Origin of the sequence: Nocardia sp. NPDC056000 (assembly GCF_042269265.1) — a bacterium.
Taxonomy (GTDB): domain Bacteria; phylum Actinomycetota; class Actinomycetes; order Mycobacteriales; family Mycobacteriaceae; genus Nocardia.
Map to the genome: position 1 here is coordinate 80,997 of NZ_JBHJXS010000021.1, position 12,804 is coordinate 93,800.

A 12,804-nucleotide genomic window follows, 5' to 3' on the forward strand; every position below is an offset into this window, starting at 1 on the left:
CCGCGGCTATTCATCGTCATAGACGTCGACGATGGCCGCATCTTTCGATGCGTCGATGGTGGTGAACCGAACGACACGATCATCGAAACCGCGAGCGGCAGCGGGGGCGACGAAGCCGAAAGCCATGACAACCTTGCTCAAGTCGACATGTCCCGCCGCGGACACGTCGGCGCTGAAGCGGGGTTCTATGACCGGGTACAGCATGAGGGTGCCTCGGCGGGGCGCGACCAGGGCTTCGGTGTTGACGTCACCGGAGTGCGGGAGGCCGCCCGCGATTCGCATGGCAATGCTGCGATGTCGGCTGGTGGAAATGGCACCGAACAGGGGGTCGCGGCGGCGAACTCGTTCCCAGCGTGTGAATCGTCTTCCAGATTTGCCGATTACAACATCCTTGACGACGCCGCGCATCGTCTGCGGGGTGAGAATAGTCCAATCGTCGATCTGACCGCTATGAGTGATCGCGGAGAGATACTCGATATGCGGGTCGAACTGACCAGGCACCAGCCAGCGCATGGCGACAACTATTTCCAGGAATTCGTCGGGAGAGAGTCGGCCGGTCAGAGCCGTGACGCGGTGGACTACTTCCTTCTCCGGAAAGTGATAGGCGAAATCTGTTGTGGTGCTGGACAGTCTGTCGAAGACCGGTGCCCACAGCGCGGTGTTGTGCCGTAGGTCGGCCGCGCGATTCGGGTAGCCGAAGGGCTCACGCCAGAGACCCGGCGAGCGTATTTCGACGAGTTTGGCGTTGTACATCTTGTTCGGACTGGTCGGCTTCAGCGTCGGTAGATGCTGGGACACCAAGGGCGGCACCTGATTCGGCGTCAGCATCGGCACTCCATCCACCATCACGGAGTACTGTTCGAGCTCGGAGCGAAACGCCTCTTCGTCCATACAGACGGCCTCGAAGGCTCGGTAGAGGTCAATGCCCTGCCTGCCGTGCTCCTCCTCCCGCCCGATGTATAGACGCACCAGATCCCGGTATCCCTTCCGGAAGCCGAACCAACGGCCCATCTGCATGAGTGCGGAGACATTGGAGGCCCGGCGCCGGAAGTAGGTGACAGTGAGCCCTTCCACCGTGAAACCACGGGAAAGCTTCTGGCCGCCGATCAGGATTTTCCAGATAGAGCGGCGGTCGAAATCTGCTACGCCGGTCTCGAGGTCCTTGTCTCCGTTGACGACAATGATGGGCTGTTGATCACCGCCGATATTCATCACCGCAGGGCCGATGTAGCGCCGCAGTTCTTCAAATGTCGCGGGGACCGCATGGCTGTCGGCTCGAACAGCGGAGACGGGAGCCAGATCGGCCTCGAACAGTTCGCGAAGCCGATCTGTGCCCCCGCCGCTGGAATAGCCTGCCTGCCACCACAGTTGGGTTACTCGCCCCAATAGTTCACGGTGGGATTCAACCCAGTTGGACTCGTGGATCAGCATGGTGTGATGGCGGTAGTGCTCTACGCCGACACCCTCGACCTCTGCCCGGTACAGCTTCATTGCGCCGGTCAGAACAAACATGTCCATGGCGCGACGCAAAGGTGCGGTGTCGTCTTCATCGTCCACTATGACGTCGCGGACATGGGCCAATTCGTTCGATGTTGCGAGAGTCGGCCGTTCGTTCTCACCGTCGTTGTCCAGATCATGGAAGTCCGCGGCTCCCATGTATCCCGCGGGGCGGGCCAGGGAGATGATGAAGTCCTTGGGGAAGATGTCGGCGCTGTCGCTGGGGTCGATGAAGACGTTCGCGTAGGGCGTTGCGGTGTAGCCGACGTACTGGGCGCGGGGCAGCATGGTGAGTAGCTGCGAGATTTTCTCGTTGATTGCGGTGCGGTCGGCGTCGGGTTTGGGTTTGGAGGTGTTGACCGAGGCCTCGTCCGATTCGTCATCGATGATCAGGACGGGGATTTCGTCGAGGGGTGTGCGAATCTTGTTGAGGTCCTTGACGAGTTTGGTCAGGACGGCCTTGTTCTTCTTGACCACCATCAGGCGAGCTGCGGCGCGGTGCAGGTTCACCGGGTCGTAGAGCGGTAGTGCGGGTTCCTGCTTCTCGAACTCCAGGGCGACGATGCCTTGCAGCAGGCTTTTGTAGTCGTCGTAGCGGGTGGTCAGGCGGTGGATGTCGAAACCGCCGAGAATGGAAGGGGCCGTACCGAATTCGACGAACTTGCGCTGAATCCATTCGGGGTCGTCGGCGTAGTCGGATTCGAATTCGCTGGCGCCACGCAGCACATTCTCGCGGCCGACGAGCTCCATATCGAGACGGCGCTGGGTTTGATCGCGAAGCAGATTCAGGGTGCCGCCGAGGACGATGACCAGACGGTAGCCCGCATCGATGGCACGCGCGATGACACCGGTGAAGTTCGCAGTTTTGCCCGACTGTACATAGCCGACCACGAGGCCCTTGGATTGATATGCCTCGGGGCGCGTCGGATCCGAAAGTCGTTCCACCACACTCTCGGTCGCCATGTCGAGGGTCGTGATGGCCTGATCGGTCCAGCCCTTGCGGGCCAGAAGTTCGGTGTACATCGGCCAGTACCATTCCCGGCCCTGATGGGTGGAGTACCAGGGAATGAATTCGTTGCTGATCACCACCGGCATGGGTGCCTTGATCACCGGCGAAGTGGCCTCGAGCATTTTGCACGTGGAGGAATCGAGAGCCAGCTCACGATAGATATCCGAACGCCGATCCTCGGTGCACGGGCTCGCGGTGGACCACTGGACGTGCTGCGCGAAATCCCAGGCGCGCAACTGCTTTCGCCACATGTCGAGCAGTTGACTACCAGGGGGCGCGGTGAGGAGTTCCTGGCGGAAATCCTCCTCTTCGGCGAACTTGTCGGAGCCCGGTAGATCCTCCGCTTGATACTGCATGGCGCGCACCAGCCGCTTCGGCTTGCTTCCCGCCATATCCGCCAGAACTGCCGCGTGCAAGGCGATTCGGAGGTCGATGTCCATTGAGCTATTCCCCATCGTCTTGACGGCCTTGTTCGGCGCGGGCGGCGGCGACCAGGATCGATTGCCACAGTGCGAGATTGTCGCGTTCGCGGACGCCGGATCGTTCGCGTTGGAAGACCTCGTTCAGCATGAGGTAGAGGAGGGATTTGATGATCGGGATGTCGTCGAGGCTGCCGCGGCGGCCGGCGAGGATGGCGGAGCGGTAGCGGAGGTTGAGGAGGATGGTGCGTTCTTCGCGGTCTATGTCGAAGAAGGTGTCGCCGTCGAGGACTTGCCAGCGGACGGTGATCGGGTCTTCGCCGATCAGGTACGGGAGTTCTTCCGAAATCGCTTCGCGGACAGCGGGTGCAATGCCTTCGCCGGGTGGGATCACCGGTTTGCGCTCGATGCCGGCCCGGCGGCGGGCGTCACGGTAGCGGCGGTCGGCGGCGGAGAGATATTCGGGGAAGGAAAGGCCGGTGTCGTCCACGGCTCGGTCGAGGGCCGCGATGAATTCGGGGGATACTTCGACCCCGTCCTTCTTCACTGTGAGACGGAAGGTGTCTCCGGTCTGCTCGGGCAATTCCACGGCGACGCGGGCCAGTACCAATTGCTGTTCCGGTTGCCGGAAGTTGTTCCAGCCACCCGCCTGCACCAGGCGATCATTGCGGTAGAGATAGAAGCCCTGGGTGTTCTGCAGTGAGCCGATCGCGCGGAATTCGGGCAGGGACGAACGGGGCGGCCAGATGTGCGCGTTCAGCTTCACCGCGCCCACCGAGGGCAGTTCGGCGGAGAAGACGCGCGGGTATTCCGGATCGCCGGTGACGGGGTAGCCGAACGGATCCAGCGGCAGGACACCGAAATCCATGACGACGGTGCCGGTGGCGATGTCCTCCACGGCGATGGTGATATTGAAATCGCCGCGGGCCAGGTAGCGGTGCAGTTGCAGGCCGAGATGCATGCCGAGCGCATTGATCGTGCGCGAGAGATAGCGTTCGGTCTGTTCGGGACCACCGTTGCGGGGGAAATCCTTCACGCCGTCCCAGCGGATCACCGTGCCCTGCCAGGTGATCGGATTGCCGTGATAGCGGTCGATGAGGGTCTGCGCATACCCGGGTTCGACTATGTCGCACTGGAATCCGGTCTTGGCGCGCTCCATGACCCAGCGGCGGCCGGACGGACGGCTGGTGCGGGTGCGGCTCACCACGGTGACCGCGGCGGCATGGCTCAGCGATGCGGATTTCAGGCCGGTGCCGAACATTCCGAGGGAACCGGCACGGTAGTTGCGGCGGCCGCCGACCGTCATGGCGACATCGAGTTCCTCGTCGGTCATCCCGCCGCCGTCATCGATGATGAGCAGGCTGACCAGACGATCGTCATCGCGAAGGAAATGCACGACAACGTCTTTCGCACCCGCGTCGATGGAATTGTCGACCAGATCCGCGATGGCGGCCTCGAAGCCGTAGCCCTGGCTGGTCAGCGCCTCCATATAACGCGGGTCAGGCGGAAGGGTCTTGGTTCCCGCAACGGGAACATCGAACTTCCACTCTTCCGCCATGACCCACCCCTGCACGAACGACGATAACCGGAGGACTATAGCGAATGATCTGTCCGCAACATCACGGCGTTACGTGCCAGATCACCGCCCGGATATGCCAATTCAGTGCTTGATAGCCGCGAGTGCGGGGTTCAGATGGAGGGTGATGGGGACGGGGCGCAGGGGACTTCGATTGGGGTGCCGAAGGTGTTGAGCATGAGGGCGGCGACCGTGGGGTCTACCGAGACGCTGTTGTGGCCTGCGAGATTCACGGGGCAGACGTCTTGGAGGACGATGTTGGTGGCGTTGGGGGCTTCGCGGATGCCGCTGGTGTAGGGGATGACTTCGGTGTCGGATCGGGTTACCAGGTTGGTGTAGTGGACATTCGGGGCGTAGACGCCTGCGGCTTGGAGGTTGTGGATGAAGTCGGAGACGGGGAGCATGTCTACGCAGCCTTGGCAGATGGGGCGGAGGGCGGCGAAGACCTCGGGGGCCACGTTGAGGCCGTAGGCGGCGTTCACGATGGGGTCGGCGGCGTGGGTGCCCGCCCAGATGGGGACGAGGTTGAAGGATTGGTCGACTACCTCGTTGCCGCCGTCGAAGAGGAGGTAGTTGGCGGCTACCAGGGTGCCTTCGGACCAGGTGAGGAGGTTGACCTTTTGAGCGCCGGTCTGCTGTAGGACCTGGTTGACGAAGTCGCGTAATTCCTTGCTGGACTGGGGAATTGGTTCCAGTCCGCCCGCACCTGCGATGAGACCGCCCTGGCCGGGGTAGATGCCGTAGGTGACGGAGTAGACGCAGTAGCCGTTGTTGTGCAGCAACGGGGACATGGCGGGCCAGCCCGCGCCGTTGCCCGCGATGCCGTGCACCAGGACCACGGGTTCGGGGTGGGCGGCGGTAGGGACGCAGGTCCAGTCATTGCCGCCGGGCGGGGTGAAGGGGGCCTTGGCGGTGTTGGCGTCGATGAACCACTGCGCCACCGAGTAGTTGACCGGGAGTTGCTCGGGTTCGGCGGAGGCGGTGCCCGCGGTGATGAGCAGGGCTACCGCCGCTGCCACGGAAAGACCGATACGACTACAGATTCGATACAACTGATTCCTCCGCGGGTCGGCACGCATGGTAGGTAGCCAGAAGGTCGCTCGGCGTACCTTAGCGGGCGCGAATGCGAGGAATGGGGACGAAACGCCGTTGAGGGACAGCGGTCGCACAGGATCCTCCCGCGAGCCGATTACGGCCTGCCACCCGAGAGTCGACTATGGCCGTCGCCCACGAGCCGCTATAGCCGCGGTCCGAGAGCCGCCGACTACGACCGCTGCCCGAGAACGAAGACCCGTGCCCGAGCGCTATATGCCCGCACCCAGTGCGCGAATGCAGCGGACCACCAATGCCGCGGGGGTCGATTCCCCAGCTCCTGCTGCCGCACCGGCGCTCCCGGTTTCATCGGCAATCGCCCACTGCTCCAACGCGATTCGAATCGCTCCGGCAGCGGCGGCCGCAAGCAGGCGCAGTTGCACCGGGTCCGCGTCCGATCCCGCCAATTCAGCCAGGGCGCAACGCAATTCACGCTCGCCCTCCATATTTATGCGATGCCAGACCGCGCGCAGGGCCGGATCGGTTTCCATGGCGCGCAGCAGGCCGCGGGTGAGTTCGAAGTCCTCCCCCACCTCGACGGTCACCGCCTGTACCGCGGCGACCTCGAGTTCGGCGAGGGTGGGCAGGCGGTGCGGGCCGGTCGAGATCGCTTCGATCCAACGTTGCGCGCCGGTGGTGAGCATGGGTTCGACCGCGTCTTCCTTGGTGCGCGCGTAGCGGTAGAAGGTGCGCAGGCCGATGCCCGCTTCGGCGGCGATGCGATCGGCGGTGACCTCGGCGGTGCCGTGTTCGGCGAACAGCCGCGCGGCGATGCGGGCGATATCCAGGCGCGTTTCGGCTTTGCGGCGCTCGGCCAGGGTGGGGCGCTGCTCGGCAACGGGCATGGGATGTCCTTTGGTCGGGTGCTCCCATCCTAGTCTCCGGATGCCGATCTGGCACGACGTGCCATGTAGGCGTAGCGTGTCAAGTACGGGGGATCGAGACCATAGAGGAGAAGTTCGCAATGGAGCGTTTCACCGATCGCCGAGTACTCATCACCGGCGCTGGCTCGGGTATCGGCCGGGCCACCGTGCACCGCGTGCTCAGCGAGGGCGGGCGGGTCGTCGCCGCCGATGTCAACGAGGCCGGGCTCGCCGAAACCGTCAAACAGGCCGCCGAGCAGGGCACTGCCGAGCGACTCAGCACCGTCACCGTCGATATCGGCAATGAGGATTCGGTGCGGGCGGGCGTCGCCACCGCGCTGGAGTATCTCGGCGGGCTGGACGCGCTGATCAATGCCGCCGGAATTCTGCGGTCCGCGCATACCCACGAAATGCCGCTCGCCGATTTCACCAAGATCATCACCGTGAATTTGACCGGCACCTTCCTGATGATCCGCGAGGCGCTGCCCGCACTGCTCGCCTCGGATAAGGGCGTCATCGTCAATTTCACCTCGACCTCGGCGTTCTTCGCGCACCCGTACATGTCCGCGTACGCGGCGTCCAAGGGCGGCATCATGTCCATGACGCACGCGCTCGCCGCCGAATACAGCAAGCAGGGCTTGCGCGTGGTCGCCGTCGCCCCGGGCTCGATTTCGAGCGATATGACCGACGGCCGCGGCCCGGGACTGCCCGCCGACGCCGATCTGAGCCTGTTCATGAAGCTGGCCCCCGGTATCGGCCAGGGCTTCGCCTCGCCCGATACCGTCGCCGGCGTGGTCGCGATGCTCGCCTCCGATGACGGCGCGTTCATCACCGGCACCGAGATCCGCATCGACGGCGGCACCCACTACTGACGGGCTCGGGGAAAAGTCATCCCCGAGACGTAGCCGCACCCTGAATTCTCACCGAACTCCTTTCAAGCCATATCTTTTCGATGCCCGAGTTCGGCACAGTGAACGATATGAGCTCGCCGAGAAACAATTCCGCACGACGGATGATCGCCCGGGTTGCCGTGGCCGGGGCGATCGCCGCGATTCCCCTTACCGCGGTAGCGGTTCCGGCCATGGCGGACACCACCGCCGGACCGGACGTCACCGAAATCAACCGGCCGCACCACAACGACCGCGACGATTGGAACAATCCCTGGAACCGGAACAATCCGTGGGATCGCAATAATCCCTGGGACCGCAACGATCGGCATGATCACTGGGACGACCGCGACCAGTGGAATCGCGGGCACGATCCGCTGCGATCCCTGCTGCGGCAGTGGCTTCCGACCGGATCCTTCGGAAGCTGATACCCCCGAGAGGAACGCGGCCCGGCATCGGTTGGGATGCCGGGCCGCCGCATGTCCGAGACCAGCCGATCAGGCCGCGCTCAACCCGCCGTCGACGGTCAGGATCATGCCCGAGGTGTACGCGGAACGATCCGAGGCGAGAAACGCTGCCGCATCGGCGATTTCACGCGGTTCGGCCGGGCGGGCGAAGGGGAAATCGGCCGCCATGGCGCGGAATCGATCGCTGGAATCGATCAGTTTCGTAATGCGTTCTGTCGCAACCGGACCCGGATTGATGCCGACCACGCGAATACCGTCGCGCCAGCTGCGACCGCCCAGGGCACGGGTGAAGGCCATGAGCGCGGCATTGCCGGTGCTGCCCGCGATGTAATCGAAGTCGGGACGCTCCCCCGCCGCGCCGATGTCATTGATGATGACGCCTCGACCCCGCTGTTTCATGCGCTCGTACACCAGCCGGGTCAGGCCGATATAGCCGAAGACCTTGAGCTCCCAACCGTGCCGCCAGGCGGTATCGTCCACGGCCGCAAGGGATCCGGCGGGGATGTCACCGGCGTTGTTGATCAGAATGTGCGGGCCGTCGGTCACTTCGGCGAGGCGTTCGATATCGGCGTGAACGCGCAGATCGACGCGATGGGTGTCTATGCGCACGCCGCACTCGGCGCGCAGACGGTCGGCGATATCGTCGAGTTGTTCTTTGCCGCGCGCGGCGAGATGTAGGTGGCAGCCTTCGGCGGCGAAGACCTCGGCCATGGCCGCTCCTATGCCCGCCGAGGCTCCGGTAATGAGCGCGGTGCGCCCGGAGAGTCCCAAATCCATTGTTCGACTTTCTCTTTCGATCGGTCAGTGCGCGGCTTGGATTCCGGAGACGTCCAGGGCGCGGGCGATCAGGCGGTCCCGCAGCCGCGGGGAGAGACGGCTCAGCCAAACGGCTTGGCGCGCATCCGATCCCGCCGTGTAATACGGCTTCGGAGCGCGGGACTCGACCGCCTTGACGATCACGGTCACCGCGATATCGACCGGGGCGAAGCGCTGGGCGGCCATCACCTTGTCGAGGGCGATGAGCTGCTGTTCATAGAGCGCCACCGTGCGCGGATCCGCCTCCGCTCGCGCCTCCTGCGCCGCAGCGCCGGACTTGGCGAAGATCTCCGTTCGCATCGCACCGGGTTGGATGACCGACACCGGAATCCCCCAGGGCGTCAACTCGACTCGCAGCGCGTCCGAAAACGATTCCAGCGCAGCTTTGCTCGCGGCGATCGGCCCCAGGAACGGCAGCGATACGCGCGCGCTGGCGGCGCTGATATTGATGATCCGCCCGCCACCGGCGCGCAGCAGCGGCAGAAACCCCTGGATCATCTGCACCGGGCCGCCGACATTGACTTGGAACTGGCGGCGCAGTTCGGCGGCCGGGACCAGTTCGACCGGGCCCTGGACCAGGACTCCGGCATTGTTGATCAGCGCGTACAAGCCTGCGCCGTCTTGACGTTTCGCCACCTCGTCGACGGCTGCGGCAATGCTGTCCGGGTCGGTGACATCGACGCGGATTTGGGTGATACCGCTGACGTCCAGCTCCGGAGTTGCGGTACGCACTCCGGCGTAGACGTGAAAACCCTTGTCGGCCAATGTGATCGCGGTCGCTTTGCCGATACCGCCGGTGGCTCCAGTGATCAGGACTGCACGAACGGAACTATTCGTTGCCATGGTGATCCTCGGGATCGAATCGTTGAATGGCACCCCCCAGGTGCATGACCCAGAGTACATGTCCCTTGGGACATGTCAATGGGAACAACTCAACCACGAACGACCGAAAACAGCTGCCGCCCTATCGATTACCGTGAACTACCAGCGCTTACCGCTTGTTCTCCTCGCGCGCCCACTCCGCCCATTCGGCCAGCGCGTCGTACAGCCGGATACCGGCCTCGATGGAAATCCGCTTGGAGCGATTGTGCGGTTCGGTCCCGAAATCCCCGCGATCCTTGGCCGCCGCCAACTCCCGATACATGGCCGCGGTATCGCTGAAGAACTTCTCCTCCTGCTCCAGATGCCGATCCAGATCCTCGGAGTCCATGAGCCAGAAGAAGAATGAGCGCAGCAGCGGCTCCACCCGCAGCGTGTGGTCGACATCCTCCTCGGTGAGCCAGCGCCGCACCTCCGCCAGACCGCTTTCGGTGATCCGATACGACTTGCGGCCGCGCGCACCCTCACTGTCCAACTCGATCAGGCCGCCGTCGAGCAATCGGGCCAACTCCGCGTAGATCTTCGGATGCCGTGCGGGCCACACCGGGCCGAGCGCCTCCTGAAACCGCTGCGCCAGGTCATATCCGCTCGCCGGACCCTCGGCGAGCAATCCGAGCAAACCGTGCCGCAACGACATCCAATAGCCTTTCCTCGCACCTGAAATCCATCATCACACGCGGACCGCCACCGCCCGCACGCCTCAGCGCTCGACGGCGGCCGCCACCCCGTCGAGCACCAGGTCCAGACCGAACGCGAAGTCCTGATCGGCGGATTCGGGTGCGTCCGGAACGGATTCGAAAAGTCCGGAGCCGAGCAGCGCGGTGACATCGGGAAAGCGGCCGGCGTCGACGACTGCGGTCAGCTCGCGCACATACCGCCGAAGCGCCTGCCGCTCATCGACATTCGCCGCTCCACGACTCTCGGCCAACTGCCGATCCAGCGTGAACGCCTGCCGCACATACCCGCCGACGACCGTGATCACACCGATCTTGGCGGCCCAGTCCAGCCCGGTCTCCCGCAGGGCTCGCAATCCGGCATCCATCCAGGCGATGGCATTCGGCCCGCGCGGCGGTCCCGTCACCGGCAACTGTGCCAGCCACGGGCGGCGGCGGAAGACCTCCGACTGCGCCACGGCCCACTCGCGGAGCGCGGGACGCCATGCCGGAGAGGCAGATTCGGTTGCGTCACCCCGTGTCGCCGTGCCACCCGTCGCATGGTGCGCATTCGGCTCCGCGGTCGCCTCTGACGAGCAATCCGGCGCGGGTCCCATCGCCGCATCGGCCATCAGTCCGATCAGCTCTTCCTTCGAGCCGATGTGCCGATACAGCGACATCGGCGTCACCGATAGCGCCGCCGCGATCTTGGGCAGTGTCGCGGCGACCAGCCCGCCTTCATCGGCCAATCGCACCGCGGTGTCGACGACTCGGTCGATATCGAGTTCGGCCGGTCGCCCCAGCCTGGGTCCGTTCCGCAGTCGCCACAGTCGCACCAGGTCATCGGGCATTGTCGGCTCGGGCATGCCTCGGGCTTCCTCCTCGTCGAGTCTGCCGCCGAGATTAGCATAGCCCTTATAGTATAAGTCTTATACTATCACCGACATGAATACCGACCTGCTGCGCAGAGCGACCGGAGCGGCCGCCATCATCGGGGCCGCGCTCACCTTGATCGAAATACCGCTCTACTTCATCTACGACGGCCCGCCGCCGGACTGGAATGTGCTGGTCCGCAGCCTCTTCGGGCTCGCGGGCATCACCACGCTGATCATCTTCTTCACCGGCTTCGGCTATCTGGTGAAACGCGCACTCCCGGAGGCGGATTGGATCGCAGGGATCGCAGCCAATGCCGGACTCATCTGGCTCACAGTGGCTTTGGTCTCCACCGGCCTCGAGGTCGGCGCGGTCATCCAGGCCCCCGACCCCATCGATCCGACCATCACGGTCAGCGGCACCTACATCCTGTACGGCACCATCTCGCGCTTCCTCGAGGCACTCATGTTCTGCGCCTTCGGTTTCGCCGTCCGCCGCACCGGACTAATCCCCCGCTGGACCGCGACCACGGCCTTCGCCCTCAGCCTGATCAACCTGGCCTTCGTCCCGTCGATGTTCTTCGGGAACACCCCCGCGAACTTCTACGCCGCCAACGGCTGGGGCACCACCGCCACCCTCGGCGGCTTCACCATGATCTGGTTGCTGGCCGTGGGAACGACAACGGCCCGGCACCCCCGAAAGGTGCCGGGCCGTATCAGCGCCGAAAGCGCCTGAGACTTAGGCGGTCTCGGTGATGGGGCGGTCGACCCAGCTCATCAGGCCGCGCAGCTTGGCGCCGGTGACCTCGATGGGGTGCTCGGCGTTGGCCTTGCGCAGGCCCTCGAGCTCGGTGTTGCCGTTCTCGACGTTGGCGACCAGGCGCTTGACGAAGGTGCCGTCCTGGATGTCGGACAGGATCGCCTTCATGCGCTCCTTGGTGCCGGCGTCGATGACGCGCGGGCCCGACAGGTAGCCACCGAATTCGGCGGTGTCGGAGACCGAGTAGTTCATGCGGGCGATGCCACCCTCGTACATGAGGTCGACGATCAGCTTGAGCTCGTGCAACACCTCGAAGTACGCCATCTCGGGCGCGTAGCCGGCCTCGACCATGACCTCGAAGCCGGTCTTGACCAGCTCTTCGGTGCCACCGCAGAGCACGGCCTGCTCACCGAACAGGTCGGTCTCGGTCTCTTCCTTGAAGGTGGTCTTGATGACGCCGGCGCGCGCGCCGCCGATGGCCTTGGCGTAGGACAGCGCCAGCGCCTGGCCGTCGCCCTTCGGGTCCTGATCGACCGCGATGAGCGCCGGAACGCCCTTGCCGTCGACGTACTGACGACGGACCAGGTGGCCCGGGCCCTTCGGGGCGACCATGGCGACGGTGACGTTGGCCGGAGCCTTGATCAGACCGAAGTGGATGTTCAGGCCGTGGCCGAAGAACAGCGCGTCGCCGTCCTTGAGGTTGGGCTCGATGTCATTGGTGAAGATGGAGGCCTGCGCGGTATCGGGCGCGAGCACCATGATCACGTCGGCCCATTCGGAGACCTCGGCGGGGGTGCCGACGGTCAGACCGGCCTCTTCGGCCTTCGGGCGGGACTTGGAACCCTCGGTCAGGCCGACGCGGACGTCGACGCCGGAGTCGCGCAGGCTCAGCGAGTGGGCGTGGCCCTGGCTGCCGTAGCCGATGACCGCGACCTTCTTGCCCTGGATGATCGACAGGTCAGCGTCGTCGTCGTAGAACATCTCGACTGCCACTTTGGGTTTCTCCTTCTGGTT

General features: G+C 64.4%; 12 protein-coding genes. 3 read left to right on the forward strand and 9 right to left on the reverse strand.

The window, feature by feature from the left end; genetic code table 11:
- Window positions 1-6: 6 nt before the first annotated feature.
- The 4 genes from ACFC4D_RS43665 to ACFC4D_RS43680 form a co-directional block, all read right to left on the reverse strand.
- On the reverse strand, window positions 7-2,946 hold the full coding sequence (locus tag ACFC4D_RS43665; protein WP_376072438.1) for a Z1 domain-containing protein: 2,940 nt from the start codon (window positions 2,944-2,946) through the stop codon (window positions 7-9).
- Window positions 2,947-2,950: 4 nt separating this feature from the next.
- Window positions 2,951-4,483: an ATP-binding protein gene (locus tag ACFC4D_RS43670; protein ID WP_376072441.1), complete on the reverse strand. Its 1,533-nt coding sequence runs from the start codon at window positions 4,481-4,483 to the stop codon at window positions 2,951-2,953.
- A 131-nt stretch (window positions 4,484-4,614) separates the two neighbouring features.
- Window positions 4,615-5,520 (reverse strand): lipase family alpha/beta hydrolase, encoded by a 906-nt coding sequence (locus ACFC4D_RS43675; RefSeq protein ID WP_376072444.1) that lies wholly within the window; start codon window positions 5,518-5,520, stop codon window positions 4,615-4,617.
- Between the two features lie 285 nt (window positions 5,521-5,805).
- A complete protein-coding gene (locus ACFC4D_RS43680) occupies window positions 5,806-6,438 on the reverse strand; it encodes a TetR/AcrR family transcriptional regulator (RefSeq protein ID WP_376072447.1) in 633 nt (210 codons plus the stop codon).
- 119 nt (window positions 6,439-6,557) lie between these two features.
- On the opposite strand from ACFC4D_RS43680, the gene ACFC4D_RS43685 reads away from it, so the two are divergent.
- Window positions 6,558-7,328: an SDR family NAD(P)-dependent oxidoreductase gene (locus ACFC4D_RS43685; RefSeq protein ID WP_376072450.1), complete on the forward strand. Its 771-nt coding sequence runs from the start codon at window positions 6,558-6,560 to the stop codon at window positions 7,326-7,328.
- Between the two features lie 107 nt (window positions 7,329-7,435).
- A complete protein-coding gene (locus ACFC4D_RS43690) occupies window positions 7,436-7,771 on the forward strand; it encodes a hypothetical protein (RefSeq protein ID WP_376072453.1) in 336 nt (111 codons plus the stop codon).
- Between the two features lie 69 nt (window positions 7,772-7,840).
- Here ACFC4D_RS43690 and ACFC4D_RS43695 read toward each other — a convergent pair whose 3' ends face one another.
- The 4 genes from ACFC4D_RS43695 to ACFC4D_RS43710 all read right to left on the reverse strand — a co-directional run bounded on the left by ACFC4D_RS43695 (window position 7,841) and on the right by ACFC4D_RS43710 (window position 11,024).
- Window positions 7,841-8,587 carry a short-chain dehydrogenase/reductase gene (locus ACFC4D_RS43695; RefSeq protein WP_376072456.1) on the reverse strand — a complete coding sequence of 249 codons (747 nt, stop codon included), beginning with the start codon at window positions 8,585-8,587 and terminating at the stop codon, window positions 7,841-7,843.
- Window positions 8,588-8,611: 24 nt separating this feature from the next.
- A complete protein-coding gene (locus ACFC4D_RS43700) occupies window positions 8,612-9,469 on the reverse strand; it encodes an SDR family oxidoreductase (protein WP_376072459.1) in 858 nt (285 codons plus the stop codon).
- Between the two features lie 148 nt (window positions 9,470-9,617).
- Window positions 9,618-10,142, reverse strand: coding sequence for a PadR family transcriptional regulator (locus ACFC4D_RS43705; protein ID WP_376072462.1), 525 nt, complete (start codon window positions 10,140-10,142; stop codon window positions 9,618-9,620).
- A gap of 63 nt (window positions 10,143-10,205) precedes the next feature.
- Window positions 10,206-11,024 (reverse strand): TetR/AcrR family transcriptional regulator, encoded by an 819-nt coding sequence (locus tag ACFC4D_RS43710; protein ID WP_376072465.1) that lies wholly within the window; start codon window positions 11,022-11,024, stop codon window positions 10,206-10,208.
- A gap of 79 nt (window positions 11,025-11,103) precedes the next feature.
- Between ACFC4D_RS43710 and ACFC4D_RS43715 the strand changes: the two genes are divergently transcribed.
- On the forward strand, window positions 11,104-11,766 hold the full coding sequence (locus ACFC4D_RS43715; protein WP_376072468.1) for a hypothetical protein: 663 nt from the start codon (window positions 11,104-11,106) through the stop codon (window positions 11,764-11,766).
- A gap of 3 nt (window positions 11,767-11,769) precedes the next feature.
- On the opposite strand, the gene ilvC is transcribed toward ACFC4D_RS43715, so the two are convergent.
- Entirely contained in the window at window positions 11,770-12,771 is a 1,002-nt protein-coding gene (ilvC, locus tag ACFC4D_RS43720; RefSeq protein WP_364632745.1) for a ketol-acid reductoisomerase, read from the reverse strand.
- Window positions 12,772-12,804: the final 33 nt, after the last annotated feature.